The organism is Sphingomonas sp. MA1305 (assembly GCF_016107325.1).
Taxonomy (GTDB): Bacteria; Pseudomonadota; Alphaproteobacteria; order Sphingomonadales; family Sphingomonadaceae; genus Sphingomonas.
The window spans coordinates 1,215,758-1,242,102 of sequence record NZ_RCVT01000001.1 but is presented as its reverse complement, the minus strand read 5'-3'; the positions used below and the strand labels follow the sequence as shown (position 1 = coordinate 1,242,102).

Sequence of the window (26,345 nt, the reverse complement as noted above, 5' to 3'; positions counted from 1 at the left end):
CCCGCGACGCTCATGACCCTTGGCGCCCGTCCAGCAACAGGCGCAGCCGCTCGGCATCCGCCGGCGTCGCGGGATTGTAGACGATCATGCCCAGTTCCGGTCGGCCCTCGACGGTGAAGGTGGAAAACTCCATCGCCAGCGGGCCGGCGGGATGGTGCAGGCGCTTGATACCCTCGTTATGCGCGACGACGTCGTTGTCGCGCCACAGCCGGTCGAAATCGGGACTGAGCGCGCTGAGCTCGGCGACCAGCGCGGCGGCGGCGGCGCTGCCGGCCGCGCCGGCGCGGGTCATGTCGGCGCGAAAGGCGGCGACGACGAAGCGGGCGATGCTGTCCCAATCGGCGTTGCGGGCGCGAAGCTGGGTGTTGCCGAACATCAGGCGGAGGATGTTGCGCCCGTCAGGCGGCAGTTTGGCATAGTCGGTGAGCAGCAGCGTCGCCGCGCGGTTCCACCCGACCACGTCCCACATCGCCGTCTTGATGATCGCAGGGCTGAGCGGCATGCTGTCGAGCACCCGTTGCAACCGCGGCGAGACGCCGTCGACCGGCTGGTATCGCGCCTCAGGCGGGCGGCCGAGACCGAGCATATAGAGATGCTCGCGCTCCGGCTCGGTCAGCATCAGCCCCTTGGCGATGCGGTCGAGCACGTCGGCCGACGGTGCGCCGCCGCGGCCCTGTTCGAGCCAGGTATACCAGGTGGCGCTGATATTGGCGCGGCTTGCCACCTCCTCGCGGCGCAGGCCGGGCGTCCGACGACGCCCGCTCGCGAAGCCGAAGGCGGCGGGATCGAGACGGGTGCGACGATCGCGCAGATAGCTACCAAGCGGATTGGACACGTCGCTGGCCATGATGATCCTGTTGCCTATTATACTAGGATAAAGTCACTACTTTAACAGGTTTAAGACCGCTGCGACATGGTCTCTCGTCATTGAGGAGACTGATCCATGCGCGTGTTCCTGACCGGGGCGACCGGCTTCATCGGCTCGCACGTCATCCCCGAACTGCTCGCCTCCGGTCATCGGGTGCTCGGCCTGACCCGTTCGGACGCCGGCGCGCGTCAGCTCGAAGCGGCAGGGGTGGAGGTGCATCGCGGCAACCTCGATGAGCCCGCGACCCTCGCCAGCGGCGCGGCAGTGGCCGATGCGGTGATCCATTGTGCGTTCGACCACAATTTCGCGACCTTCGTCGACAATACCCGCAAGGACGAGCGCAACATCGCCGCGATGGGCGAGGCCTTGGCCGGAACCCACAAGCCATTGCTGATCACGTCGGGGGTCGGGATCGGCACGCCATTGCGCGGCGGCCTGGCCACCGAGGACGTGCTCAACCCCCGCCACCCCAATCCCCGTATCGCCACCGAACTCGCCGGCGCGGCGCTGACCGCGCGGCGCATCGACGTGCGCACGATCCGCCTGCCGCAGGTGCATGACACCACGAGGGCCGGCTTGATTACCCCGTTGATCGCCGAGGCCAAGCGTGCCAACGCGATCGCCTATGTCGGCGCGGGAACATCGCGCTGGGCGGCGGCGCACGTCAGCGACGTCGCCAGGCTCTATCGTCTCGCGCTCGAACGGGGCGAACCGGGTGCACGCTATCACGCCTCCGCCGAAGACGGCGTTACCGCGCGCGCGATCGCCGAGGCGATCGGACAGGGGAGCGGGCTGCCGGTCCGTGCGATCTCCGCCGACGAGGTCGAGCGATATTTCGGTTGGATGGCCCCCTTCGCGGCGCTCGACATGATCGCGTCGAACGACTGGACGCGCGCGCGGTTGGGTTGGGAGCCGACCGGCCCCGACCTGCTCACCGACCTGGCGGCGATGGACTATGACGCCATAGCGCCGGCCTGACCGCGGCTGGTGGAGGGCGGGGCCCGCCGCCGGCGACTCCGCCCTTCATGCGCCGATCCGCAGGCCGCGTTCTGCTGACCGGATAAGGGGTTCGGGGGATCGCCTATCGATCTCGGCAGCTGTATCGCCGCTGGCGATGATCGCTGAGGAGATGAGATGATGGCCTTGCCGCGCCGGTCCGCTACGCCTGCCTTTCTTAAGGCGCGATCCTCGTTCGGAATCGCATCGCCGATCCGCCTCCGCGCCATCCTCGGCCAGGCGGCCTTGATGCTGTTGGCGGTGAAAGCCGGCCCCGCGCTCGCTGTATCGACGTCGCCGGAGGCCTATGCGGTCCGAACTCTCGGCGACTGGACCCTTGCCCCGAGCAGCGATGCGCCGGGTTGCTTCATGACCCGCGACTATGCCGGCGCTGGCGGCACCACCTTGCTGTTCGGGCTGGACGCCGATGGGCAGAACCACCTGTCGGTGCTGAACGACAATTGGTCGATCAAACCCAAGGAGCGGCTGACGCTCGACTTTCGCCTGTCGAACGGCCGTTACCTCAAGCAAACCGCCATCGGCATGACGTCGGACCGGAAGCGGGGGTTCGTCACGCGCCTTCCCGCCAAATTCGCGGCCGATCTGGCGACCTCCAAATTCCTGAACATCGACCGTGGTGACGTGCCGGTCGCCAGGCTCGCGCTCGACGGCAGCGCGCCGGCGATCGCGGAACTGAAGCGCTGCATCGCCGCCGTCTCGGCCCCGCCGGCTACCGCAACGGCAAGCGGCAACGACGACCAAACAGTACCGAAAGACCCGTTCTCGCGTGGGAGCAACAAGCGGTCTCATAAGTCACGCTAGCCGGATCGCAGTCAGGTGCCGTTCACCTGTCGGCACCAAAACCCCCGCACCGAGCGCGCCCCCGGGGGAACCGAGGGTCGCTCTTTGGAATTGTTCCGTTTGATCAACAATGTGGGAGGACGCGTTATGTCGCCAGCAATGAAGAAACTGTCGCCGGTGGTCGGGATCATGATCGGTGCGGCGACCTTGGGTGGCTGCGCAACGAAATCCTACGTGCGCGAGCAGATCGCCCCCGTCAGTGCGCGGGTCGACACGCTCGAATCCCGCCTGCAGCAAACCGATGGCACCGCTCGCCAGGCGCTGGCGGAGGCGCAGGCCGCGTCCGCGCAGATCCAGGGCAACGGCCAGCGGCTGGAGCAGCTGAACGGCCGCGTCGACACGATCGATCAGCGGCTGCAGGCGCAGGAGCGCCGGCCGAAGCGCGCTCGCAACTAAGCCGACCCGCCGACCCCGTTCGGCTAAAACCTGCCAGCGTCGCCGCCATGCGACGCTGGCCTTTCGTATAGAGCGCCCTTGCCGATGATCTCACTTCTTCTGGCGCTCGCCGGCTCGATGGCGATGGGCCCCGAGCGGAAACGCCCGGTCCCGCCGCCGCCGGTCGAGCAAGCAGCGCCTTCGGTGATGCCCGCAGCGCTGGAGCTCTCCTCCGCCGCGATCCGGGTGGCGGACTGGGTGTCGGTTTCCGGCGACAACCGCGGTCTTCCATACGTGATCATCGACAAGACGAATGCGTCGATGGTGCTCTACGACGGCGCCGGCATGGAATTGGGCCGGGCGCCGGTGCTGATCGGCATCGCCGTCGGCGACGATGCGACGCCGGGCGTCGGCAGCAAGGACCTGTCGGAAATCGGCCCCGCGGAAAAGACGACGCCGGCGGGACGGTTTCTCGCGAAATTCGGCCCGGCCGCGGGCCGCCAGCGGGTGCTGTGGGTGGATTATGCCACGTCGGTCGCGCTTCACCCGATACCGACGCCGGGCAAGAGGAGCGAACATCGTCGCGAGCGCATGCTCTCGCCGACGCCGGACGACAACCGGATCACCTTCGGCTGCATCAACGTGCCGATCGGCTTTTACGCCAAAAGCGTGAAGCCGTTGTTCGGGCGCAAGGGCGGCTATGTCTACATCCTGCCGGACACCAAGCCGCTAGAGACGGTCTTTCCGCGGCTGATCGTCCAGGCGGCGATCAGCGGCACGAACTGACAGCCTTGCCGCAGGATCGCTGTCAGGAAGATCACGCGTCGTCCTAGCGACACCCAACGCTAGACCGGTTTCCGAAACCGACCGGCAGCCCAATGCACCGATAGCAGAGGGAGCGCCCACCCAGCGCCGTCGCTAGCCATGCTGGCGTTCAGGAAGCTGCGGCTGCTCCCGTCCATACCGCCGGGCATCCGCTCCGCACGGCGAGGGCTTCGTCATGCGAATGACGCGATGGGATGGTCGGGGAGACAGGATTCGAACCTGCGACATCCTGCTCCCAAAGCAGGCGCGCTACCAGACTGCGCTACTCCCCGACGAGCGGCTTGCCGACTAGGCGCTCATTGCGCCCGGTGCAAGCATTTGGTGGGCCCGGCAGGACTCGAACCCGCAACCTAGCCGTTATGAGCGGCCAGCTCTAACCATTGAGCTACAGGCCCCACCATGGTTCCCCGCCTAGCGCAGCGCCGGGCAAAGAAAAAGGGCGCTTCCCTGCTGGAGGAAGGCGCCCTTGATCAAAGAAGGTGCAACGATGCACCGGCGCGCCGGGCGAACCCGGCGCAGGCCGATTACATGTTGTCGGCCTTCGCGTCGGCCGCGTCGCGGACGTTGTCGGCAGCGGCGTTCATGTTGTCGGCCGCATTCTCGAGCACTGCCGAAGCCGTGGCGTTCGAGGTGTTGTCCGCGAGGGCGTCCATGTTGTCCGCCTGCATCTCCATGTTGTCGGCCAGCATGTCCGCGTTGTTCTCAACGGCGGCGGCTTCCGGCGACTTCGAGCACGCAGCGACGGACATCAGGCCGGCGGCAGCGAGAACGAAAGCGATCTTCTTCATTCGATAGCTCCCAAGCAATATACAGGTTCGCGGCCGGCCCGATTGCCGACGCGAGACGGCCCAAATACCGCACGACTCCCCGCGGTCAATCACCAAATTCATGTGACAGCAACCAATGCGGCCGATTTGAGGCAAGTCGTTACGCCGGCGATGGTCCGCCGCCGGTGTACGATCAGCGGTTCAGCGGCGCGGCGTGACGCTGCCAATCTCCTCCGGCGCGTTGGCGACGACCGCCAGCATCGTCGTCCACGCCGCGACGTTCTGCCGCAGCTGTTCGCGATCGATCCGGTCCAGCACGTCGTCGGGCGTATGGTGCGTGTCGAAATAGCGGGTGCCGTCCTGATTGAGGTCGATCGCCGCGACGCCGAGCGCCAGCGTCGGGCCCACATCCGTGCCGTCGCCGCCGACGCCCGCGCCGCGGCTGATGCCGAGCGGCGCCAGCGCGGTCTGCAATCGGTCCGCGATCGGCTTGGCGCTGTCGGGCAGGTTGACCTCGAACCGCCAGACGCGGTCGGCGCCGAAGTCGCTTTCGCCGGCGGTGGCATGACGTTCGCTGCCATGTTTGCTGGCGTAATCCTTGCCACCATAGCCGCCCGGCTCCTCCGCCCCGAACCACACGACGCGGATGGTGCGGCGCGGGCGTGGGCCGTCGAGCAGGCGCTTGGCGGCCGCGGTGGTGATCGCAACGCCGCTGGCATCGTCGATCGCACCGGTGCCAAGGTCCCAGCTGTCGAGGTGGCCGCCGATCAGCACCACGCCGGCCTTGGGATCGGTGCCCGGCACCTCGGCGATGACGTTGCCGGACGTGCCGGTGCCCGCGAAGCGCGGCGTCAGCACCAGCTTCAGCGTGATCGGCTTGCCGCGCTCCGCCATCCGCTCCAGCAGCTCGGCGTCGGGGACGGACAGGGCGGCCGCCGGGATCGGCGCCACGCCCTCGGGCCAGTTGGTCCCGCCGGTGTGCGGATTGCGATGGTGATCGGTGCCGACCGAGCGGATCACCGTCGCGATCGCCCCCTTGCTGGCCGCCAGCGCCGGACCGACGAAGCGGGCAGGGCCATAGGCGCCATAGCTCGACCCATCCTGCGTCGGCTCCATCGCGTTGCCGATATAGGCGATCTTGCCGGCCAGGCTGCCCGCCGGCGCGTTGGCGAGTTCGCCATAACTGCGGAACACCACGACCGGCGCGGTGATCCCGGCGGGTGGGGTCGCACCCGAATTGCCAAGCGCGACCAGCTTCAGCGTCTGCGGAAAGGGAGCGACCACTTCCGCCCCCTCCTCGCCGCGCAGCCATACCGGCATCTGATATTCCTCGACCCGCACGTTCTTGAAGCCGAGCGCCTTCAACCGCACCACCGCCCAGTTGCGAGCGCGCGCCTCCGCCTCGGTGGCGGCGAGCCGCTGGCCCACCTCGGTGGTCAGCCCCTCGACGATGTCCCAGGCGACGTCGTCCTTGAGCGCGGCGTCGCGCAGCGCCGCCACCCTGGGATCGACCTTGGCGGGAACCGGTGGCGCCGCCCGCTGCGCGAGCGCCGCGGCGGGCAGGGCGGTGGCGGCGGCGAGCGCCAGGACGAGGGCGGCACGGCTCATGATGGTCCCCTGTGTTTCCAATTGGCTGCGGGGTGTGACGCGATGCGTGGCGGAGCACAAGCGCGGCATTTGCGTGACGCCCCGCCGCTCGCTACATGCGCTGGCAAAATCCCCCAGTCTTCTCGATCAGGAGCCGTCGGCACATGGCCGTCCAGTATACCTACGTCATGAAGGGTCTGACCAAGACCTTCCCGGGCGCCAACAAGCCCGTGCTCAACAACATCCACCTGCAGTTCCTGCCGTCCGCCAAGATCGCGATCATCGGTCCGAACGGTTCGGGCAAGTCGACGCTGATGAAGATCATGGGCGGCATCGATCAGGATTTCCAAGGCGAAGCCTGGGCCGCGGAGGGGGTGCGCGTCGGCTATCTGCCGCAGGAGCCGCAGCTCGATCCGGACAAGACGGTGATCGAGAACGTCCGGCTCGGCGCCGGCCCGATCGTCGAGAAGATCGACCGCTTCAACGCCATTTCGGCGGAGATGGGGGATCCCAAGGACGACACCGATTTTGACGCGCTGATGACCGAGATGGGCGATCTGCAGGCGGAGATCGATGCCGCCGACGGCTGGAGCCTCGATTCGCAGCTCGAACAGGCGATGGAAGCGCTGCGCTGCCCGCCGTCCGACTCGCCGGTCACCAACCTGTCCGGCGGTGAGCGTCGCCGCGTCGCGCTGTGCCGGCTGCTGCTGGAAAAGCCGGACATCCTGCTGCTCGACGAGCCGACCAACCACCTCGACGCCGAAAGCGTCGCCTGGCTGGAGAATTTCCTGAAGGAATACACGGGCAACGTCATCCTCGTCACCCACGACCGCTACTTCCTGGATAATGTCGTCAATTGGGTGCTCGAGCTCGACCGCGGCCGTTACTATACCTACGAGAGCAACTATTCGGGCTACCTCGAGAAGAAGGCGAAGCGCCTCGAGCAGGAGGAGCGCGAGGAACAGGGTCGCCAGAAGGCGATCGCCGACGAGCTCGCCTGGATGCGCCAGACTCCCAAGGCCCGCCAGACCAAGTCCAAGGCGCGTATCCGCGCGTTCGACGAGCTGATGGCGGCGCAGGAGAATCGTGCGGTCGGCAAGGCGCAGATCCTGATCCAGATCCCCGAGCGGCTCGGCGGCAAGGTGATCGAGGCCAAGGGCCTGACCAAGGCCTATGGCGACAAATTGCTGTTCGAGAATCTCGACTTCAGCCTACCACCGGGCGGCATCGTCGGCGTCATCGGCCCCAACGGCGCCGGCAAGTCGACCTTGTTCAAGCTGATCACCGGCCAGGACCAGCCTGATTCCGGCACGATCGAGGTCGGCTCGACCGTCCGCCTCGGCTATGTCGACCAGAGTCGTGACCATCTCGATCCGAACAAGAACGTTTGGGAAGAGATTTCCGACGGCCTCGACATCTTCCGCTTCGGCAAGCAGGAACTGGGCACGCGCGCCTATGTCGGCGCGTTCAACTTCAAGGGCCAGGACCAGCAGAAGAAGGTCGGCCAGCTGTCGGGCGGTGAGCGCAACCGCGTCCACATGGCCAAGATGCTGAAGGAGGGCGGCAACGTCCTGCTGCTCGACGAACCGACCAACGACCTCGACGTCGAGACGCTGCGCGCGCTCGAAGAGGCGCTGGAGACGTTCGCGGGCTGCGCCGTCGTCATCAGCCACGATCGCTTCTTCCTCGACCGCCTCTGCACCCACATCCTCGCCTTCGAGGGCGACAGCCATGTCGAATGGTTCGAGGGCAATTACGAAAGCTACGAAGAGGACAAGCGGCGTCGCATGGGCGATGCCGCCGACCGTCCGACGCGCCTCGCCTACAAGAAACTGACCCGCTGATGGGGACGGGCCGGCCGCACGGGGATGACCTGGGCGGCTGGCTCGCCGCCAACGGGTTCGAGCCCGCGGCAGGGCCGGGGACGATCGCCGACGTGGGCCTGGTCCGGTCGCTGCTTGTCGCTGCGGCGCGCGACAGGCGTTCGCTGAGCTACAGCGAGCTGCTCCGGGCGCTGGGGCATCGCTTCACCCGCCCGAAGATGCGGGCGTTGTGCAAGACGCTCGACGCGATCGACGCCGATGGCGCCACGCGCGGCGAGCCGGGGCTCGCCGTGCTGGTCGTGCGCGAGAGCGACCGTTTGCCGGGGCAGGGCTGGTGGATCGGAACGTCGGACCGCGGCTATACGGGTGCCTGGGAAGGGGCGGAGGCCGCCGCCCATATCGCGGCGCTGCAGAGTGCCGTATTCCGCTTCTGGGCGGCAGAGCACCTCGAACGCGATCGAGCGCCCGCCCGATAGCCTCCGCCTAGCGCACGCGCTTGACGAACATGCGACCGTCCTCGCGTCGCTCGGTCTGGAAATTCGGCACCGCCTGGATCAGGTCAGCCAACCGGCGATATCCGTAGTTGCGCACGTCGAAGCTGGAGCGATTGCCCGCCAGCTGGCCCATCGCCGACAGGCTGACATAGCCCTTCTCGTCGCGCTTCACCGACCCGTAGACGTCGATCAGCAACGCGACCAGTTCCGGGTCGATCGGCTTCGGCTTGGCCGGCGGGGTGGCAGTGTTGGTCCCGATGGCCGCAGGCAGCGATTCGCCGATCGGCACGTCGACGTTGACCGGCTTGGCGGGCTGTACCGGGGTCATCAGCGCGTCGACGTCGATGAAGCGGGTGCAGGCCTGTTTGAACGCCTCTGGCGTCTTGGCACTGCCGAAGCCGTAGACCGGAATGCCGTCCTGGCGGATGCGCATCGCCAGCGGCATGAAGTCGCTGTCCGACGACATGATGCCGAAGCCCTGGATACGTCCGCGGAACAGCAGGTCCATGGCGTCGATCGTCATCTTCATGTCGGTGGCGTTCTTGCCCTTGGTCAGGTCGAACTGCTGCTGCGGCTCGATGCCATGCTTGACCGTCATGTCACGCCAGCCCTTGAGCCCCGGCTTGGTCCAATTGCCGTAGACGCGCCGGACATTCACCGTGCCCAATTCGGCCAGCACGGTCAGCACCGGGTCGATGGCGTGCCAGCTGGCGTTGTCGGCGTCGATCAGCAGGGCGATGTTGCGGGTGGGCGCGTCGGTCATCCGCGAGTGGTCGCGGCCGATCGCGGATCGGTCAACGAAAATCCACGTGGGCAAAAAGATGGGTGCGAGTGGCAGGGCCACCCGCACCCGAGCGAGGGACGCGAGAGACGGGCTTACAGGTGGATGTTCGCACCGAAGCGGAACGTCCGCCCGATCGCGCCGGCCTGCGTATAGGTGGGGTTGTAATTGACCGCGGCATAGTTGCCGGCGTTGAGCGGCGCCTTGGCATCGGTCAGGTTGATGACGTTCATGTAGAAGGTGAAGCGATCGTTGACCTTGACGCTGCCGGTCAGGTCGACGTCGATGAAGCGCCGGACATGGCAGTTGAAGTTCGGGTCGCTGCCCTGATACGTGCTGCTGTTGGCGCACGAGAAGTCGCCGAACTGGTCATAGCCGACCGCCTTGTAGCCCGAGACGTAATAGGCGGTCGCGGTGAGCGCATAGGCACCCGCCTCGATGCTGTTCTGCCAATTGCCGCGCCATTGCGGCGTGCCGGCGCCCGACGAGGTCACATAGGGCGACTGCGTCCCGACGAAGTCGGCATAGGGCTGGTCGGCGCTCGACTTGAACAGATAGTGGAGGATGTAGGTGGCTTCGGCCCGGCTGGTGAAGCGGATGTCGTCGCGCGGCTTCAGCGTGACTAGTGCGGAGGCGTCGATACCCGAGGTCTTCAGTGCCGCGGCATTGGCGAAGGGCGAATTGACGAAGAGCGCGCGCAGCGGGCCGTTCGGATAGGCCGGGTCGATCGAGTCCGGCGTCACCGAATAGCCGGCAGGCATCGTTCCGTTGCCGTAGAAGGCGGCGAGCGCCTGGTTCGACAGCGGCCCGCCGGTGATCACGTCGGTCTTCTTGATATTGTAATAATCGACCGTGAAGCTCAGCCAGCGCTTCGGCTGCAGCACGATGCCGCCGGTGAAGCTGGTCGACAGTTCGGGCTTGATGTTCGGATCGCCGACCGTCGCGAAGCCGATCGAATAGCTCTGGTTGTACGAGCTGCCGCCGGTGCAGCCGGTGCCGCTCGCCGGAACCGTCGCACCATGCTGCAGCTGGATCGAGCAGGGGGCCTTTGCCGACGTGAAGCCGATCACCGAACCGCTCAGTTCGGCGAAGCTTGGGGCACGGAAGCCCTTGGAGAAGGTGCCGCGGATCGCGAGCTGCTTGAACGGCGTGAACTTGGCGCCGATCTTCGGCGAGAATTTGTTATAGCCCTCCTCATAGTGATCGAAGCGGCCCGAACCGTTGATCTCGAGGCTGGTCAGCACCGGCGCGTTGACCTCGAAATAGCCGGATTCGACCGTGCGGTGACCCGTCGCCGAATATTGGTTGAGACCGATCGTCGCCAGGCTCGGATTCTGGTTGGGATCGTTCTGCGCCTCGTAGCGGAACGAACCGCCGGCGCCGAGCTGCAGCGGACCGCCGGGCAATTGGAACAGATCCTTGGTGATCACGCCCTGGATCATGTCGAGGTCGCTGGTCGCCTGGGTCCGCACCGCGGGCGCCAGGGCGCTGCGCACCGCCGCACTGTTCTGCGTCGGATCGACGAAATTGTAGCTGCCGGTGTTGATCGCGTTGGTCAGCGCGTTGAGGTTGAGATAGCCGTTCTGGGTGATGTCGAGCCACGAATGCGCGACCGTTCCCGACACCGAATAGGTCCAGCCGTCGCCGAACGCGCCGTCGATGCCGGCCGCGCCGCGGATGACGTGGTTCTTGTAATCCGACGAACCGACGATGTCGCCGAACAGATAGCGGATCGCCGCGACCTGGCCGCTGGCTGCGAAGGGATTGTTCGGATTGAGCTGGCCGTTGCTCAGCAGCACCGGCAGGACGATGTTCTGCGTATTGGTCGGGTTCACCGACCGGATGTTGGGCGGACCGCCGGGCGCGAACACCTCGTTCTGGAAATAGGAGGCCATCAGATAGGCCTGCGTCCGATCGTTGACCTGAACGGTGGCGTGGCCGGTGACGCCGAAGCGGGTCTGCTCGGGCTGGATCAGCCCGTAATCGGCGACGGTGTTCTGCGTGCAGCCGTTGCCCGCCGCGCCGCTGACCGGCGAGGTGGTGCCGGTGCAGCCATTGGGGTTGAGCACCTGCCACGGGCCGCTGACCGCGCCGGATCCCGACAGCAGATTGCCCGGCGTCTGCTGCGTCGAGGGCGCGACGATCGCGCTGGTCGTCGACCCCGGCACGACCGATCCGGCCTGGTTGTTGTCGCCGCCGATGCTGCTCAGGTCGGCGGTGTTGAGCGGGAAGCCGCGGTTGCGCGCGTAGATCGCACCGTCATGCTGATATTCGCCGCTGACGTAGAAGTTGAAGCCTTTGTCCGACAGCTTGCCGGTGCCGAGCGTCAGCGTCGCGCGCTGCTCGCCACCGTCGCCGCGCTGGCTGACCCCCGCCTCGGCGGTGCCGTAGACGCCGGTGATCTCCTTCTTCATGATGATGTTGACGACGCCGCCGATTGCGTCCGCGCCATAGCTGGACGAGGCGCCGTCCTTCAGCACCTCGACCCGGTCGACGATCGCATCGGGAATGGTGTTGAGGTCGACGAACGAGCGCTGGCCGTCGTCCGCCAGCGGATAATTGGCGGTGCGCATGCCGTCGATCAGCGTCAGCGTGGAATTGACGGTCAGGCCGCGCAGCGACACGCCCGAAGAGCCGGCGCCGAAGCCGGCCGAGAAGGCGGTCGGGATGGAGCCGCTGCTATCGGCCGAGATCGACCGGATCGCGTCGGAAACGGTGGTGATGCCGGCCTTGGCGAGGCTGTCCGCGGTCAGCACGGTGACCGGCGACGGCGTCTCGCTGTCGGTGCGGCGGAACAGCGTGCCGGTAACGACGATGTCGGGGCCGGTCGCAGCCGCCGGTGCGGTCGCTTGGGCCGCGGGATCGGTCTGGGCGGGAGCGGTGTCGGCACTCGCCGGGGCGGTCTGTGCCAGCGCCGGCGAGACGATGACCAGGCTGCCGATCAGCGCGGCGGGAGCGATCGCGGTCATCGCGGCTCCCCGAAGCAGCACGGCGCGAGATGGGGCGACACGGAACATTCTCTTACTCCTCCACACCATGGTGTCCGCCGTATCCCCGTCGCAGTGTCGCGATGCGGTGGCGGGCACCCTATGGATGCCGTGGTGGGAGCGGGCGGGCGGCCTGTAAACGGCCCGTGGGAGGCCGCTGGATGGATCGCGGCGGCCTGTGACGACTAGGTCACGGTATATGACGTATGTGTCACCCTACACATTCGGCAACATTGCGAAATAACAGTGATAAGGCACTGATTTTGTTGTCGGAAATACGCTTCTTCGGACCCTGTAAGGGACCCGTCAGCATGTTCATGTCACCTATATGTCATTCCCGCAAAACGTCGGTTCAGCGGCCCGGCGGATAGGCGATCGTGACGATCTCATACTCCTTCTCGCCGGCCGGCAGACTCACCCGGCGCAGATCGCCGACCGCCGCGCCGCGCAGCGCCCGCGCGAGGGGGGCGTTCCAGCCGATCCGCCCGGCGCCCGCTTCCGCCTCGTCGTCGCCGACCAGGGTCAGCACCCGCTCCTGATCGTCCTCGTCGGCGATCGTCACCGTCGCCCCGAACCACGCGCGACTGCGATCCTGCTGCTGGGCGGGATCGACGACCTTGGCCGCCTTCATCCGCTTGGACAGCCAGCCGAGCCGTCGGTCGATCTCGCGCAGCCGCTTGCGGCCATAGATATAGTCGCCATTCTCCGACCGATCGCCGTTGCCCGCGGCCCAGGCGATTGTCTCGACCAGCGCCGGCCGCTCGGTCGCGAACAATTGCTCATATTCCGTACGCAGCGCGGCATAGCCGGCCGGCGTGATGTAATTGGGACGGTCCATCGCCGCTCAGCCCGGCCGGTTCTTGCCGAGATACCAACTGAGGTTGGCGGGGCCGCGGCTCTTCGCCCGCGCCGGGTTGATCAGGTCGTAGACGACGGCATTCTCGAGCACGCGCTGCACGTAGTTGCGTGTCTCCATATAGGGGATCGCCTCGATCCAATCGACCATGTCGACCGTGCCGGTGCGCGGATCGCCATTGGCGCGCAGCCACTTGTTCACGTTGCCGCCGCCGGCGTTATAGGCGGCGATCGCCAGCGGATAGCTGCCGTACAGGTCGAAGATGCGCTGGAAATAGCTCGACCCCAGCATCATCGACAGGTTCGGATCCTCGGTCAGCGCCGAGGCGGTATAGGTCAGCCCCATCTTTCCCGACTGCTCGCGCGCCGTCGCCGGCATCAGCTGCATCAGGCCGCGCGCGCCGGCATGGCTGACCGCGGTACGATCGAACTGGCTTTCCTGCCGTGCGATCGCATGGATGATCGTCCACTTGTCCTCATAGCCGGCCGGCACCGCCACCGTCGGGAAGCCGGCGGCGGAATAGTCGGTCAGCCCGTTCTGCATCGCGCTGCGCCCGACCATGACGCCGAGATCGGGCCGGTTGATCTGTCGCGACAGTTCGGCGGCGAGCAGATGGTCGGTCTCGCTCTCGGCGTCGGCGGCGATCTGGCGGACGAAAGCGGTCTGGTCCTGCCAGTCGCCGACCTGCCCGAGGAAGCGTACCGCGCGCACCGTCTCGCGCCCCGCGAAGGCCTGGCGCACGGCCGGGGCGATCAGCGGCGCGCCGATCGCCGGCGGCGCGACCAGCGGCCGCCCGGTCCGTTCCAGCGCCAACTGGCCGTAGAATTGGTCCCGATACGAGGTCGCCTGCGCATAATAGCCGCTCGCCTGCGCGCTCAAGCCGGCCGCCTCCGCCGCGCGGCCGGCCCAGTAGAAGCCCTTGGCGCGCGTCTGCGGCGCCATGCTGCCGCGGCCATAGCGTTCGAACATCACCATCGCATCGGCCGGCCGGCCGAGCCGCTTCAGCGCGGTCTGCCCGGCGAGCCAGACCAGGCTGGTATAGTCGTCGCGCTCGCCATAGGGCTTCTTCGACACGTCGGTGCCGGCCGGATAGGCGTCGTCGACTTGGCGCGCGATGTCATAGGCGAGCTGATACTGGCCGTCGTTCGCCGCCTCGCGCGCGACGGTGAGCAGCACCTCATACCATTTCTCGACATTGCCCGGCCGCGCGTTCAGCGTCCGTGGCCGCGCCAGATAGCTGCGCACCGTCGGCGCCGCGCCACTGTTGCGCAGCCAGGTGGCGCGGTCGGCGATGAAGCCCGGGTCGTTGCCGTAGAGATCGGCGGCGGTCATCGCGACCGTCGCCGCGTCCGCCGCATTGGTGCGCAGCGACAGGCGCGCCGCGAACACCGGCCGCATCGCCGCGCTGGTCCAGGCGAGCTGCCGCTGCGCGACGCCGGTCGCATTCTGCCACAACAGGGCGTCCATGCGCGCATCGTGATCGTCCGCGGTCAGCGCATTGGCGAAATAGCTCTGCACGAACGTCTCGTCCGCCGCAGCCAGCGTACCGCGACGCCAGGCCGCCCGTGCCGCCGCCTGCGCTTCGCCGACGCGGCCAAGCGCCTGCAGCGCGCGTGCCTGCGCCACGAAGCCGGTCGCGGACTGGGGCGGGAAGCGGTTGAAATAGGCGACCACGCTGGTCGGCGATCCGCTTGCCGCCTGGCGCTCCGCCGCCCGCCGGTTCGCCGCCTCGCCCGGCCAGCCGGGATGGGCCATGACGAAGCCGGCATAGCTGTCGAACGGCAGCGAGTCCGTCTGCTGCAGCGCCTTCCACTGCGCGATCGTCGCGGCGATCGCCCCGTCCTGCGGCGTCTGTGGCGCCTGCGGCGACATGTTCGCCATCTGCGTTCGATAGCGATCGAGCTGATCGGTTTGCGACGGTGCGTCCTGCTGGGGCACGGCGGCGACGCCGGCGATGGCGGTGAGAAGGAGTCCGAGCGGAAGGCTGGGTGAATGCATGGCTATAAGATAGAGGATCGCGGCCAACCTGTCCTGAACAAAGGCCGGCTTTTCGCCGAATCCATTGGGCGATCCGCCGATTCACCCGATCGGTCGCCGCCGTCGCCCGCTTGACTCGCGCCCGGCGCAGTCGCACGGCGCCGGCATGTTTTCCGGATCCATTCCCGCGCTGGTCACGCCCTTCTCTGCCGAGGGCCGGTTCGACGAGGACGCCTATCGCGCGCTGATCGACTGGCAGATCGCGGAGGGCTCGTCCGCCCTGGTGCCGTGCGGCACGACGGGCGAGGCGGCGACGCTGACCGCCGACGAGCATTTCGCCATCGTCCGGATTTGCGTCGAGCAGGCGGCGGGCCGGGTGCCGGTGATCGCCGGGGCGGGCTCCAACGACACCGCGGTCGCCGCCGCCAATCTGCAGCGCGCCCGCGACGCCGGGGCGGATGCGGCGCTGATGGTGCCGCCCTATTACAACCGGCCGAGCCAGGAGGGCATCTTCCGGCATTTCGCGCAGCTCGCCGAGGACGCGCCGCTGCCGATCGTCCTGTACAACGTGCCGGCGCGAACCGTCACCGACATCCAGCCGGCGACGCTCGCCCGCATCGTCAACACCTTCCCCGACGTCTTCGTCGCAGTGAAGGACGCGAGCGGCGCGATCGCCCGCGTCTCGCAGCACCGCGCCGCCTGTCCGGATACGTTCGTCCAGCTGTCGGGCAATGACGACATGGCGCTCGCCTTCAACGCCATGGGGGGCAGGGGCTGTATCTCGGTCAGCGCCAACGTCGCGCCCCGGCTGTGCGCCGAGTTCCAGGCGGCCTGCCAGGCCGGCGACTATGCCGCGGCACTCGCCCTGCAGGACCGGCTCTACCCGCTACACGACGCGCTGTTCACCGACGCGTCGCCGGGCCCGGTCAAATATGCGATGACCCGCGTGCGACCCGGCTTCCCGGACGGCCTGCGCCTGCCGATGACCTGGCCGTCCGATGCGTCGCGCGCGGCGGTCGATGCGGCGCTGGCGCACGCCGGCCTCGTCTGAGCCGAAGGGCGCTTCCCCTCCGCGCGATTGAACCCTACATCGCATTGCAATGTCGCGTCCCAAGCCCGCCACCTTCGACAAGAAGAAGATCGTCGCCGAGAACCGCAAGGCCCGGTTCGAGTATAGCATCGACACGGTCTACGAGGCGGGCATCGCGCTGACCGGCACCGAGGTGAAGTCGCTGCGCTTCGGCGAGGGGTCGATCGCCGAAAGCTACGCCGAAGTGCGCGACGGGCAGGTGTGGCTGGTCAATTCCAACGTGCCCGAATTCAGCCACGGCAACCGCTTCAACCATGAGGCGAAGCGGCCGCGCAAACTGCTGCTGCACGAGCGCGAGATCAACAAGCTGCACGGCGCCGTCGCACGCGAGGGTATGACGCTGGTCCCGCTGTCGGTCTATTTTAACGGCCGCGGCCGCGCCAAGGTCGAGCTGGCGCTCGCCAAGGGCCGCAAGACGCACGATAAGCGCGAGGCGATCAAGGAACGCGACTGGAAGCGCGACGCGGCGCGCATCATGCGCGACCGCGGCTGATGCCCGCGGCCGGGGCGTCGGTCTGGCAGCGTCTGGCCGCCTGGGGCCACCGCAATCTCCCCACCCGCGAATCGATGGAGTCGAGTCGACTGCTGCGCCCGGTCGCGCATCGCGTCCTCGATCCCGGCCTGTGGCGCTTCACTCGCCGATCGGTGCCGCGCGGGGTCGCGCTCGGCGTCATCGCCGGCTTCTTGTTCCCGGTCGCGCAGATCGCCGTCGCGGCGCTGTTCGCCCTGCCGTTCCGGGCCAATGTGCCGGTGGCGGCGCTGACCACCTTCATCACCAACCCGTTCACGACGCCGTTCCTGTGGTATGTCGCCTATCGGATCGGCGCCTGGCTGCTGCGCAGCGAGGCGGCGACCATCGCCCAGCCGGTGACGGAGGCGGCGACCGGCTGGCTGCACTGGGTGACCAGCACCTTCCACTGGCTGTGGGCGCAGGGGCCGGCATTCGGCCTGGGCCTGCTCACCCTGACGGCGCTCTGCGCCCTGGCCGGCTACGCCGCCTCGGCGCTCGGCTGGCGGCTGTGGATTGCGCGTAAGTGGCGGCATCGACACGCAAAATCTGGCGATTGACGAGGCGTCTTAACCAGTTACAACACGCAGTATCCGATGTTACTTTCTCAAGGACCAACGATGCGCAAAACGGTTCTCGCCGCCTGTCTGCTTGCCTCCGCCGCCACCGGTGCCGTCTACGCCCAGACCGCCACGACCGGCGCGACCGCGACCGCGCCGGGCAAGCCGCAGCTCGGCGAATTCGGCGTCGACCTGAGCGCGATGGACAAGACCGTGCTGCCGGGCAACGACTTCTACAATTACATCAACGGTGCCTGGATGAAGCGCACCGAAATCCCCGCCGACCGGGCGAGCTGGGGCGGCTTTGCCATCCTCGCCGACCTTTCGGAGAAGCGGACGCGCCAGGTGATCGAGGACGCCGCGGCGGCCCCGTCGAGCAATGGTGCGATGAGCATCAACGACAAGATCGGCGTCACCTACGCGACCTTCATGGATCAGGCCGCGATCGAAAAGGCGGGCGCCGCGCCGCTGCAGCCGCGCCTCGCCAAGATCGCCGCGATCAACTCGCAGGCCGATCTCGCCAAGGCGTTCGCCGAGGCGACGATGCACGGCATCGACGTGCCGGTTGGCGCGGGTATCGAGCAGGATCTCAAGGACAATACCGTTTATGCAGTCTACATGAGCCAGGGCGGGCTGGGCCTGCCCGACAAGGACTATTACCTCAAGGACGACCCCAAGTTCGCCGAGGCGCGGACCAAGTACGTCACCTATATCGCCGACATGATGCGCCTCGCCGGCCAGCCCGACCCGCAGGGCTCAGCGCAGCGGATCTACGACCTCGAGAAGCAGATCGCCCAGGTCCATTGGGATCGCGCCGAACTGCGCCAGGTCGAAAAGGGCTATAATCCGATGCAGGTGGCGCAGCTCGCCACCGCCATGCCGGGCTTCGACTGGCAGGGCATGCTCGCCGCGCAGGGGCTGGGCAGCCAGACCCGCGTCATCGTCGGCCAGCCGTCGGCACTGACCGGCACCGCCAAGATCATCGCCGCGACGCCGCTGCCGGTGTGGAAGGAATATCTGGCGTTCCACACCATCTCCAACGCCGCGCCGCTGCTGTCGTCGCCCTTCGTCAACACCCAGTTCGCCTTCTACGGCACCACGCTCAACGGCACACCGCAGCTCAAGGACCGCTGGAAGCGCGGCGTCGCGCTGGTCAACGGCAGCCTCGGCGAGGCGGTCGGTCAGGTCTATGTGCAGAAGTATTTCCCGCCCGAGTCGAAGGCCAAAGCGGATGAGCTGGTCCGCAACCTGATCGCGGCGATGGACATTCGTCTGTCGAAGCTGGAGTGGATGGCACCCGAGACCAAGGTCAAGGCGCGGGCGAAGCTCGCCGCCTTCACGCCGAAGATCGGTTATCCGAACAAGTGGCGCGACTATTCGACGCTGCAGGTCATCAAGGGTGACGTGCTGGGCAATGCCGATCGCGTCGCCGAATTCGAATATCGGCGCCAGCTCAACAAGATCGGCAAGCCGGTCGACCGCAGCGAATGGTTCATGACGCCGCAGACGGTCAACGCCTATGCCAATCCGCTGATGAACGAGGTCGTGTTCCCGGCCGCGATCCTGCAGCCGCCGTTCTTCGACCCGAACGCCGATCCGGCGGTGAACTATGGCGCGATCGGCGCGGTGATCGGTCACGAGCTGAGCCACCATTTCGATGACCAGGGCCGCAAGTTCGACCCGAAGGGCAATTTCTCCGACTGGTGGACGCCGCAGGACGTCACCCGCTTCAATGCGCTGACCGACAAGGTCGTCGCGCAATATGGCGCCTACGAGCCAATCCCCGGCAGCCACGTCAACGGCAAGCTGACGCTTGGCGAGAACATGGCCGATCTCGCCGGCATCAACGTCGCCTATGACGCCTATCAGCTGTCGCTGAAGGGCAAGAAGGCACCGGTGATCGACGGCTACACCGGCGACCAGCGCTTCTTCATGGGCTTCGGTCAAGTCTGGCAGACCAAGGCGCGCGAGGCGTCGATCAAGAACCAGCTGACCACCGATCCACATACGCCGGGCCAGTGGCGCGCCTATGTCGTGCGCAACCTTGATCCCTGGTACGGGGCGTTCAACGTCAAGCCGGGTCAGACCTATTATCTGGCGCCGCAGGACCGTATCCACATCTGGTAAGCGGTGAGGGGGGCGCGCGACGACCGCCGCCCCTCCGCCATCGGGCAGGCGGTGGCCGCGCATCGCGCCGCATCACAGGCGCATCACATCGGGCACATCCGTGACCGTGTCGCGTCGAGCCGGGGCCGCCGATCCCATGAACAAGACATTTGGGAGGATGAGAATGAGAACGATGCTGATCGCCGGCCTGCTCGGCGCCACTGCCGTCGCCGGCGTCGTCCATGCGCAGAATGCGGCCTCCACCGCCGCCACCGGCGCGCCGCAGATCGGCCGCTTCGGCTTCGACGAACAGGGCATGGACAAGTCGGTCGCCCCCGGCGACGATTTCTATGCCTTCGCCAACGGCACCTGGGCCAAGACCACCGCGATCCCGGCGGACAAGGCGAGCTTCGGCGCGTTCGACACGCTCGCCGACCTGTCGCGCGACCGGACCCGCGGCATCCTCGAGGCGGCGGCGAAGCAGAAGGGGTCGAAGATCGGCACCGCTTATGCGACCTATCTCGATACCCAGACGATCGATGCCAAGGGGCTCGCGCCGGTCAAGCCGTGGCTAGACAAGATCAAGGCGTCGACCAAGGCCAATTACGCGTCACTGATCGCGGAGGCCGATCGCAATGGCGTCGGCGTGCCGTTCGGCGCGGGCGTCGGTCAGGACGACAAGGCGCCTGAGACCTATATCGTCGAGATGCGCCAGTCCGGGCTCGGCCTGCCCGACCGCGATTATTACCTCGAGGCGAAGAACGCCAAGGAGAAGGCGGCCTACGAGGCGCATATCGCCAAGATGTTCACCCTCGCCGGCGAGCCCAATGCCGCCGCGCGCGCCAAGGCGCTGGTCGATTTCGAGACCCAGATCGCCCAGGTGAGCTGGACGCGGATCGACAGCCGCGACGCCAACAAGACCTACAACAAGATGTCGGTCGCGCAGCTGGTGCAGAGCGCGCCCGGCTTCGACTTCGTCACCTATCTCAAGGGCATCGGTACGCCGGTCGACACGCTGATCGTGTCGCAGCCGAGCGCGATCACCGGCATCGCCCGGCTGGTCGGCGCGGCACCGATCCAGGTGCTGCAGGATCAATTGCTGCTGCGCACGCTCGACGGCTATGCCAGCGTCCTGCCGAGCGCCTTCGACCAGGAGCAGTTCGCCTTCTACGGCACGACCTTGTCCGGCACGCCGCAGCAGGAGGACCGCTGGAAGCGGGCGGTCGGCTTCGCCAGTGGTGCGCTGTCGGATGACGTCAGCAAGCTTTATGTCGCACGCTATTTCCCGCCGGAGACCAAGGCGGCGGCCGACCAGTTGGTGCGCAACGTGCTGGCCGCCATGGGCAAGCGCATCGACGCGCTGGAATGGATGGCGCCGGAAACCAAGGTCAAGGCGCATGCCAAGCTCGCCGCCTTCACCCCCAAGATCGGCTATCCGAGCCGCTGGCGCGACTATGGCGCGCTGAAGATGGTGTCCGGCGACGCCTTCGGCAACGCGCTGCGCGCCCGCCAGTGGAACCACGACTATAACGTCCAGCATCTCGGCAAGCCGCTGCAGCGCTGGGAATGGGGCATGACCCCGATGACGGTCAACGCCTACGCCAATTTCGGCATGGTCGAGATCGTCTTCCCCGCCGCGATCCTGCAGCCGCCGTTCTTCGATCCCAAGGCGGATCCGGCGGTCAATTACGGCGGTATCGGCGCCGTGATCGGCCACGAGCTCAGCCACCATTTCGACGACCAGGGTTCGAAATACGACGCCCACGGCCAGCTCACCGACTGGTGGACACCGCAGGACGTCGCCCGCTTCAAGGCGCTGACCCAGCAGCTCGTCGCCGAATATGACGCCTACGAGCCGCTGCCCGGCATGCACGTCAAGGGCGCGTTGACGCTCGGCGAGAATACCGCCGACCTCGCCGGCCTGTCGGTCGCCTATGACGCCTACAAGGCGTCGCTCGGCGGCAAGCCGGCACCGACGATCGACGGCTTCACCGGCGACCAGCGCTTCTATCTTGGCTGGGCACAGGTGTGGCGGCGCAACTATCGCGAGGCCAACCTCAAGCAGCGGCTGATGACCGATCCGCATTCGCCGTCCGAGCAGCGCGCCTGGGTCGTCCGCAACCTCGACCCCTGGTATGCCGCCTACAATCCGGCGCCGACCGGCAAGCTGGTCCTGCCGCCGGAAAAGCGCGTCCGTATCTGGTAACTCCGCCTTCCCCCTCCCGCGCATCGGGAGGGGGCGTCGCCGGGGCGCTATCCGCTTGACGCCGATGGCTCCCCGGCCCGAAGAACGCGGCAATGGCCTCGCTTCCGTTCCCTGCCGGTCCGTCCCCCCTTCGCGCGGCGGCCCTGGTCGCTGCCGGCACCGCGCTGGCGGCGGGGCTGGTCGTGTTCCTGCTGGTCGGCAGTGCCTGGATCGCCGCCGGCTTCCTCGCCGCCGCGCTCGCCGTCGCGGGCATCGCGATCGCCGTCCGCCTGCTCGCGCCGGTCGCTGCTGTCGAGGCGCGCAGCATCGACTGGGGCTTCACCCGCGCCATCGCCCAGGCGAGCGGCGACGCGATCGCGATCACCGACCGCGCCGGCCGCCTGGTCTGCGCCAACGACGCCTACGACCTGCTGTTCGCCGGTTTCCCGACCCCGCCCGGGCTGCCGCTCGACGATGATGGCGTCGCCCGGCTGAGCGAGGCCGGCCGTACCGCCTGGCGCGATGGGATGGGCGAAGTCGCCGGCCTCGGCACGCTCGGCCGTCGGCTGACTGCCCAGGTCACCCGCGCCGGTGAAGACGGCGACTTGCTGATATGGCGCTTCGCCGTCGTCGAACAGCGCGATCTCGCCGCCTCGGCCGAGCAGTTTCTTGCCGGCCCGGCGGGCGATCGGCTCGGCGCCGCGGGCGTGATGGCGGCGTTGCTCGGCCCGGACGGCCGGGTCCGTGCCGCCAATCGCGTCCTCGCCTTGCGTGCGCTCGGCGCGCCGGGGCGGCTGGAGGGGCGCGACTTCGGCCGCCTGCTGATCACCGACAGCCGCCGCCTTGTCCGATTCGAGCGGGAGGGCCTCGACGGCACGCCGCTCCGCGTCGTCCAGATCCCGTTCCTCGAGGGGCAGGACGCGCCCGTCCTCGTCATGCTGCTCGACGACGAGGACAGCGCCCCGGCGATCGGCGCCAGCGCCTCGGCGCACGTCCGCAGCCTGGTCAGCCTGATGCCGTTCGGCATGGCGCTGGTCGACCGCGAGGGGCGCTTCCTGCAGATGAACGACGCCTTCGTCCGCGCCGGCCAGGTCGACCCGCAGGCGCCGCCGCTCTATCCCGGCGACCTGGTGGTGCGCGAGGACAAGGCGGCGGTGGCGGATGCGATCCGGCGCTTCGCCAGCGGGGCGACCCATTCGTCCGACATGGCGGTTCGCCTGAAGGAACATCCCGAGGAGCCGGTGGTGCTGACCATCGCCGGCGCGCGCGGGCTGGGCGATGCCGCCGTGTTGCTCAGCCTCAAGGACAATAGCGAGGAAAGCCGGTTGAAGCGCGAGGTCGCGCAGGCGACCAAGATGCAGGCAGTGGGCCAGCTCGCCGGCGGCGTCGCGCACGATTTCAACAACATCCTGACCGCGATCATCGGCCATTGCGACCTGATGATGATGCGCCATTCGCCCGGCGACAGCGATTATGACGACATCCAGCAGATCCGCACCAATTCCAACCGTGCCGCCAGCCTGACCCGCCAGCTGCTCGCCTTCAGCCGTCAGCAGACGCTGCGCCCGCAGGTGTTGCAGCTGCCCGATGTCGTCGCCGAGGTGTCGAGCCTGCTCAAGCGGCTGATGGGCGAGCAGATCCGCCTCGACGTCAGTCACGGCCGCGGCCTCGGTGCGGTGCGCGCCGATCCGGGGCAGCTCGAGCAGGTCGTCGTCAACCTCGCGGTCAATGCCCGCGACGCGATGCTCGCCGCCAATCCGCGCGGCGGCGGCACGCTGACCATTCAGACCAAGGCGGTCAGCGCCGCCGAGGTACGGGCGATGGCATCCGACATCCTGCCCGTTGCCGAATATACCGCGCTGATCGTCAGCGACACCGGCACCGGCATCCCGCCCGAGGTGCTGCCCAAGATCTTCGAGCCCTTCTTCACCACCAAGGAGGTGGGCAAGGGCACCGGCCTCGGCCTGTCGACCGTCTATGGCATCGTCAAACAATCGGGCGGCTGGATCTTCGCCGATTCCAAGCCGGGCGAGGGGGCGGTCTTCTCCATCTATCTGCCCGTCCACGCCGCCGGCACCGCGGCCCGGCCGCAGCCGCAGCGTCCCGCCCCCAAGCCGGTCGAGATGTGGGGCACCGGCACCATTCTGCTGGTCGAGGACGAGGACATGGTCCGCGCCGTCGCCGAACGCGCGCTGACGCGGCAGGGCTATACGGTGATGACCGCAGAGAATGGCGAGGCGGCGCTCGACCTGCTCGACCGCAACGGCCGGCCCGATCTGCTGATCAGCGACGTCGTGATGCCGACGATGGACGGGCCGACGATGGTCCGCCATGCGCGTGACCGCTACCCCGACCTGCCGATCATCTTCATGTCCGGCTATGCCGAGGAGCAATTGCGCAAATCGATCGACATCGACAATGTCGCCTTCCTGCCCAAGCCCTTCTCGGTGCAGCAACTGGCCGAGGCGGCGCGCGACGTTCTGGTCTCGACCTGACACGGCAGGCGCGAACAAGCTGTTGGCAAAGCGCGACGAGCCGCGATAAGGCGCGACCATGCCAGCGCCGACCCAAATCCTGATCGTCGAGGACGAGCCCCTGATCGCCATGATGCTCGAGGATTTCCTCGACGTGCTCGACAAACAGCATGCCGGTACCGTCGACTCCGTCGCCAGCGCACTGGCGCGGGTGCAGGACGGCGGCATCGACGCCGCGATCCTCGACGTCAATCTCCGCGGTGGCGAAAAGAGCACCCCCGTCGCCGAGGCGCTGGCCGCGCAGAACATTCCGTTCGTCTTCGCGACCGGCGGCGGCGACGACAGCGTCGATGCGCAATTCCGCGATCGGCCGGTTTTGCAGAAACCGTTCACCATGGACGGGGTGGCGAAGGCGCTCGACGGCCTCTGATCCATCCAGCGGTAGCACGGCCGCCGCGGATCGTGACGCATCTGTCACGGAACTCCCGGCCGCGCGAAACGCTCGGTCGCCATGACCGAACAGCCCATAGCCATCGTCACTGGCGGTGAATCCGGAATCGGCGCAGCCTGCGTCCAGGCCTTGGCCGCGACCGGCGCCCGCGTCGCCTTCACCTATTTCAAGGACAGATCGGCCGCCGATCAGGTCGCCGACCACGCGGGCGGTGCCGGCCACGCCCTTGCCGTGCAATGCGACGTCGGTGACGAGGCGGCGGTCGAGGCGCTGTTCGCGGAGACCGAGAAAGCGTTCGGGACGGCCAATTGGCTGGTCAATTCCGCCGGTCTCAACATGAGCGGCGTCCGCCTCGTCGACATGGAGCTGGCGCAGTTCGACCGCGTCCTCCACGCCGATCTGGTCGGCCCGTTTCTCACTTGCCGCCGCTTCGCCCGCGCGCTGACCGGCGCCAAGCTGGGTGGTCGGATCGTCAACATCTCCTCGATCCACGAACGCGCGCCGCGTGCCGGCGGCGTTGATTATGACGCGGCCAAGGGTGGCTTGGCGCAGCTCACCGCGACGCTGGCGCTCGAACTCGCGCCGCAGCAGATCGCGGTGAACGGCGTTGCGCCCGGCATGATCCTGACCCCGATGAACGAAAAGGCGGTCGAAGACGTCGATTATCGCCGCAAGCTCGAAGCGAATATCCCATGGGGCCGAGCCGGTCGCCCGGACGAGGTCGCCGCCCTGGTCGCCTTCTTGCTGTCGCCGGCCGCCGATTACATCACCGGCACGACCGTGACGATCGACGGCGCCTTGGCGCAGGTCGTGGCACCGGGAGCCTGAGTCGATCATGCCGACCTATGCCGTCGAACAGCTCGACGCCGTCACCATCGCGCCCGGTTCGCCGCTCGATGGCATGGACCTGATGAGCCCCTTTGTCTGGGCGGAGGGTGGCCGTTACCGCATCCTGGTGCGCGGCGTGCCCGATCCGCTCGGGCCGCACGATCCGACCGGGCTGATCGCCAGCGGCTGGAGCGATGATGGCCTGCACTTCACGCTCGACCAGACAATCGCGATCGGCCCCGGCAGCGATCCGGCGGACGCGGACGCCGGCGGCTGCGAGGACCCAACCGTCGTCACCGATGCCGACGGCCATTATGTCGTCTATTACACCGGGGTCGATGCGGCACGCGCGCAAGGCGTGATGATCGTCGCCACCGGCCCGTCGCTCGATCGGCTCACCAAGCAGCGCATCGTGCTCGCCGCCCCGCCCGGAGAGGGCAACATCAAGGAAGCGACCGTCGTGCAGACGCCGTCCGGCGACTGGCGGCTGTTCTACGAATATGCCGCTGCGGAAGAGGGCGGGGTCGGTGCCTCGCGGGTCGGCATCGCTGCGGCGAGCCGATTGCACGACCGCTGGCAGTCGCTCGCCGACCCGTTTCCGATCCGCGCCGGGGCTTGGGACAATTGGCATCTGTCGACCGGGCCGATCTGCCAATTGCCCGGCGCCGACCCGGTGATGTTCTACAATGGCGCGACGGTCGATGCGCGCTGGCGCATCGGCTGGATCAGCTTCTCGGCCGATTATACTGAGGTGACCGGCCGCGGCCTCGAACCCGTCATCCTGCCGCCGCCACCGGTCGATCGCAGCAAGACCGACATCGCCTTCGCCGCCTCGACGATCATCGAGGACGGGATGATCTCCCTCTATTATTCGCTGGAGGATCGGACGCTGCACCGCGCGCGTATCCGTTATTACGCGTAACAAGCTTGCGTTTGAGGCGGGTCC

Annotated in this window: 22 protein-coding genes and 2 tRNA genes; 15 read left to right on the top strand and 9 right to left on the bottom strand. The window is 67.5% G+C overall.

What is annotated here, in order from left to right; genetic code table 11:
- Positions 1 to 10 precede the first annotated feature (10 nt).
- Positions 11 to 847, bottom strand: coding sequence for a helix-turn-helix transcriptional regulator (locus D9601_RS06260; RefSeq protein WP_198352991.1), 837 nt, complete (start codon positions 845 to 847; stop codon positions 11 to 13).
- 96 nt (positions 848 to 943) lie between these two features.
- Here D9601_RS06260 and D9601_RS06255 point away from each other — a divergent pair, with 96 nt between their 5' ends.
- From D9601_RS06255 to D9601_RS06240, 4 genes are all read left to right on the top strand, one after another.
- Positions 944 to 1,846: an SDR family oxidoreductase gene (locus D9601_RS06255; protein WP_198352990.1), complete on the top strand. Its 903-nt coding sequence runs from the start codon at positions 944 to 946 to the stop codon at positions 1,844 to 1,846.
- A gap of 156 nt (positions 1,847 to 2,002) precedes the next feature.
- Complete coding sequence (locus tag D9601_RS06250; protein ID WP_198352989.1) at positions 2,003 to 2,686, top strand: hypothetical protein; 684 nt, start codon at positions 2,003 to 2,005, stop codon at positions 2,684 to 2,686.
- Positions 2,687 to 2,824: 138 nt separating this feature from the next.
- The gene (locus D9601_RS06245; protein WP_232473835.1) at positions 2,825 to 3,121 is read left to right on the top strand and encodes a hypothetical protein; all 297 of its coding nucleotides are present in this window, start codon (positions 2,825 to 2,827) and stop codon (positions 3,119 to 3,121) included.
- Positions 3,122 to 3,205: 84 nt separating this feature from the next.
- The gene (locus tag D9601_RS06240) at positions 3,206 to 3,886 is read left to right on the top strand and encodes a hypothetical protein (RefSeq protein ID WP_198352987.1); all 681 of its coding nucleotides are present in this window, start codon (positions 3,206 to 3,208) and stop codon (positions 3,884 to 3,886) included.
- Positions 3,887 to 4,120: 234 nt separating this feature from the next.
- On the opposite strand, the gene D9601_RS06235 is transcribed toward D9601_RS06240, so the two are convergent.
- The 4 genes from D9601_RS06235 to D9601_RS06220 all read right to left on the bottom strand — a co-directional run bounded on the left by D9601_RS06235 (position 4,121) and on the right by D9601_RS06220 (position 6,300).
- A tRNA-Pro gene (locus D9601_RS06235) sits at positions 4,121 to 4,197 on the bottom strand.
- Positions 4,198 to 4,244: 47 nt separating this feature from the next.
- Positions 4,245 to 4,320 (bottom strand) — tRNA-Ile (locus D9601_RS06230).
- 129 nt (positions 4,321 to 4,449) lie between these two features.
- Positions 4,450 to 4,713, bottom strand: coding sequence for a hypothetical protein (locus D9601_RS06225; protein ID WP_198352986.1), 264 nt, complete (start codon positions 4,711 to 4,713; stop codon positions 4,450 to 4,452).
- A 180-nt stretch (positions 4,714 to 4,893) separates the two neighbouring features.
- Complete coding sequence (locus D9601_RS06220; RefSeq protein ID WP_198352985.1) at positions 4,894 to 6,300, bottom strand: M28 family peptidase; 1,407 nt, start codon at positions 6,298 to 6,300, stop codon at positions 4,894 to 4,896.
- A 143-nt stretch (positions 6,301 to 6,443) separates the two neighbouring features.
- Here D9601_RS06220 and ettA point away from each other — a divergent pair, with 143 nt between their 5' ends.
- The gene (gene ettA, locus D9601_RS06215) at positions 6,444 to 8,123 is read left to right on the top strand and encodes an energy-dependent translational throttle protein EttA (protein ID WP_198352984.1); all 1,680 of its coding nucleotides are present in this window, start codon (positions 6,444 to 6,446) and stop codon (positions 8,121 to 8,123) included.
- Entirely contained in the window at positions 8,123 to 8,578 is a 456-nt protein-coding gene (locus D9601_RS06210; protein WP_232473834.1) for a ribose-phosphate pyrophosphokinase, read from the top strand. The genes ettA and D9601_RS06210 overlap by 1 nt, the downstream gene beginning before the upstream one ends.
- Positions 8,579 to 8,585: 7 nt before the next feature.
- Here D9601_RS06210 and D9601_RS06205 read toward each other — a convergent pair whose 3' ends face one another.
- The 4 genes from D9601_RS06205 to D9601_RS06190 all read right to left on the bottom strand — a co-directional run bounded on the left by D9601_RS06205 (position 8,586) and on the right by D9601_RS06190 (position 15,218).
- The gene (locus D9601_RS06205; RefSeq protein ID WP_198352983.1) at positions 8,586 to 9,359 is read right to left on the bottom strand and encodes an NYN domain-containing protein; all 774 of its coding nucleotides are present in this window, start codon (positions 9,357 to 9,359) and stop codon (positions 8,586 to 8,588) included.
- A 113-nt stretch (positions 9,360 to 9,472) separates the two neighbouring features.
- Positions 9,473 to 12,346, bottom strand: coding sequence for a TonB-dependent receptor plug domain-containing protein (locus D9601_RS06200; RefSeq protein WP_232473833.1), 2,874 nt, complete (start codon positions 12,344 to 12,346; stop codon positions 9,473 to 9,475).
- Between the two features lie 370 nt (positions 12,347 to 12,716).
- Positions 12,717 to 13,202 carry a transcription elongation factor GreB gene (gene greB, locus D9601_RS06195; RefSeq protein WP_198352981.1) on the bottom strand — a complete coding sequence of 162 codons (486 nt, stop codon included), beginning with the start codon at positions 13,200 to 13,202 and terminating at the stop codon, positions 12,717 to 12,719.
- A gap of 6 nt (positions 13,203 to 13,208) precedes the next feature.
- Positions 13,209 to 15,218, bottom strand: a complete 2,010-nt coding sequence (locus tag D9601_RS06190) for a lytic transglycosylase domain-containing protein (RefSeq protein WP_198352980.1) — start codon at positions 15,216 to 15,218, stop codon at positions 13,209 to 13,211.
- A 145-nt stretch (positions 15,219 to 15,363) separates the two neighbouring features.
- Here D9601_RS06190 and dapA point away from each other — a divergent pair, with 145 nt between their 5' ends.
- The 9 genes from dapA to D9601_RS06145 all read left to right on the top strand — a co-directional run bounded on the left by dapA (position 15,364) and on the right by D9601_RS06145 (position 26,321).
- Positions 15,364 to 16,248 carry a 4-hydroxy-tetrahydrodipicolinate synthase gene (dapA, locus tag D9601_RS06185; RefSeq protein WP_198352979.1) on the top strand — a complete coding sequence of 295 codons (885 nt, stop codon included), beginning with the start codon at positions 15,364 to 15,366 and terminating at the stop codon, positions 16,246 to 16,248.
- Between the two features lie 49 nt (positions 16,249 to 16,297).
- A complete protein-coding gene (smpB, locus tag D9601_RS06180; protein WP_198352978.1) occupies positions 16,298 to 16,780 on the top strand; it encodes an SsrA-binding protein SmpB in 483 nt (160 codons plus the stop codon).
- A complete protein-coding gene (locus D9601_RS06175; RefSeq protein WP_198352977.1) occupies positions 16,780 to 17,355 on the top strand; it encodes a DUF2062 domain-containing protein in 576 nt (191 codons plus the stop codon). Before smpB ends, D9601_RS06175 begins: the two co-directional genes overlap by 1 nt.
- A 60-nt stretch (positions 17,356 to 17,415) precedes the next feature.
- The gene (locus tag D9601_RS06170; protein WP_198352976.1) at positions 17,416 to 19,482 is read left to right on the top strand and encodes a M13 family metallopeptidase; all 2,067 of its coding nucleotides are present in this window, start codon (positions 17,416 to 17,418) and stop codon (positions 19,480 to 19,482) included.
- A 163-nt stretch (positions 19,483 to 19,645) separates the two neighbouring features.
- Positions 19,646 to 21,667, top strand: coding sequence for a M13 family metallopeptidase (locus tag D9601_RS06165; RefSeq protein WP_198352975.1), 2,022 nt, complete (start codon positions 19,646 to 19,648; stop codon positions 21,665 to 21,667).
- Positions 21,668 to 21,759: 92 nt separating this feature from the next.
- Entirely contained in the window at positions 21,760 to 24,141 is a 2,382-nt protein-coding gene (locus D9601_RS06160; protein WP_198352974.1) for a hybrid sensor histidine kinase/response regulator, read from the top strand.
- 58 nt (positions 24,142 to 24,199) lie between these two features.
- Entirely contained in the window at positions 24,200 to 24,550 is a 351-nt protein-coding gene (locus D9601_RS06155) for a response regulator (RefSeq protein WP_198352973.1), read from the top strand.
- Between the two features lie 81 nt (positions 24,551 to 24,631).
- Positions 24,632 to 25,399 carry an SDR family NAD(P)-dependent oxidoreductase gene (locus D9601_RS06150; RefSeq protein ID WP_198352972.1) on the top strand — a complete coding sequence of 256 codons (768 nt, stop codon included), beginning with the start codon at positions 24,632 to 24,634 and terminating at the stop codon, positions 25,397 to 25,399.
- A 7-nt stretch (positions 25,400 to 25,406) separates the two neighbouring features.
- Complete coding sequence (locus D9601_RS06145) at positions 25,407 to 26,321, top strand: glycosidase (RefSeq protein ID WP_198352971.1); 915 nt, start codon at positions 25,407 to 25,409, stop codon at positions 26,319 to 26,321.
- Positions 26,322 to 26,345: the final 24 nt, after the last annotated feature.

Excerpts from the sequence above, each read along its gene's own strand:
- D9601_RS06260 (WP_198352991.1), bottom strand. The coding sequence starts at position 847 with ATGGCCAGCGACGTGTCCAATCCGCTTGGTAGCTATCTGCGCGATCGT.
- D9601_RS06255 (WP_198352990.1), top strand. The coding sequence starts at position 944 with ATGCGCGTGTTCCTGACCGGGGCGACCGGCTTCATCGGCTCGCACGTC.
- D9601_RS06250 (WP_198352989.1), top strand. The coding sequence starts at position 2,003 with ATGATGGCCTTGCCGCGCCGGTCCGCTACGCCTGCCTTTCTTAAGGCG.
- D9601_RS06245 (WP_232473835.1), top strand. The coding sequence starts at position 2,825 with ATGAAGAAACTGTCGCCGGTGGTCGGGATCATGATCGGTGCGGCGACC.
- D9601_RS06240 (WP_198352987.1), top strand. The coding sequence starts at position 3,206 with ATGATCTCACTTCTTCTGGCGCTCGCCGGCTCGATGGCGATGGGCCCC.
- D9601_RS06225 (WP_198352986.1), bottom strand. The coding sequence starts at position 4,713 with ATGAAGAAGATCGCTTTCGTTCTCGCTGCCGCCGGCCTGATGTCCGTC.
- D9601_RS06220 (WP_198352985.1), bottom strand. The coding sequence starts at position 6,300 with ATGAGCCGTGCCGCCCTCGTCCTGGCGCTCGCCGCCGCCACCGCCCTG.
- ettA (WP_198352984.1), top strand. The coding sequence starts at position 6,444 with ATGGCCGTCCAGTATACCTACGTCATGAAGGGTCTGACCAAGACCTTC.
- D9601_RS06210 (WP_232473834.1), top strand. The coding sequence starts at position 8,123 with ATGGGGACGGGCCGGCCGCACGGGGATGACCTGGGCGGCTGGCTCGCC.
- D9601_RS06205 (WP_198352983.1), bottom strand. The coding sequence starts at position 9,359 with ATGACCGACGCGCCCACCCGCAACATCGCCCTGCTGATCGACGCCGAC.
- D9601_RS06200 (WP_232473833.1), bottom strand. The coding sequence starts at position 12,346 with ATGACCGCGATCGCTCCCGCCGCGCTGATCGGCAGCCTGGTCATCGTC.
- greB (WP_198352981.1), bottom strand. The coding sequence starts at position 13,202 with ATGGACCGTCCCAATTACATCACGCCGGCCGGCTATGCCGCGCTGCGT.
- D9601_RS06190 (WP_198352980.1), bottom strand. The coding sequence starts at position 15,218 with ATGCATTCACCCAGCCTTCCGCTCGGACTCCTTCTCACCGCCATCGCC.
- dapA (WP_198352979.1), top strand. The coding sequence starts at position 15,364 with ATGTTTTCCGGATCCATTCCCGCGCTGGTCACGCCCTTCTCTGCCGAG.
- smpB (WP_198352978.1), top strand. The coding sequence starts at position 16,298 with ATGTCGCGTCCCAAGCCCGCCACCTTCGACAAGAAGAAGATCGTCGCC.
- D9601_RS06175 (WP_198352977.1), top strand. The coding sequence starts at position 16,780 with ATGCCCGCGGCCGGGGCGTCGGTCTGGCAGCGTCTGGCCGCCTGGGGC.
- D9601_RS06170 (WP_198352976.1), top strand. The coding sequence starts at position 17,416 with ATGCGCAAAACGGTTCTCGCCGCCTGTCTGCTTGCCTCCGCCGCCACC.
- D9601_RS06165 (WP_198352975.1), top strand. The coding sequence starts at position 19,646 with ATGAGAACGATGCTGATCGCCGGCCTGCTCGGCGCCACTGCCGTCGCC.
- D9601_RS06160 (WP_198352974.1), top strand. The coding sequence starts at position 21,760 with ATGGCCTCGCTTCCGTTCCCTGCCGGTCCGTCCCCCCTTCGCGCGGCG.
- D9601_RS06155 (WP_198352973.1), top strand. The coding sequence starts at position 24,200 with ATGCCAGCGCCGACCCAAATCCTGATCGTCGAGGACGAGCCCCTGATC.
- D9601_RS06150 (WP_198352972.1), top strand. The coding sequence starts at position 24,632 with ATGACCGAACAGCCCATAGCCATCGTCACTGGCGGTGAATCCGGAATC.
- D9601_RS06145 (WP_198352971.1), top strand. The coding sequence starts at position 25,407 with ATGCCGACCTATGCCGTCGAACAGCTCGACGCCGTCACCATCGCGCCC.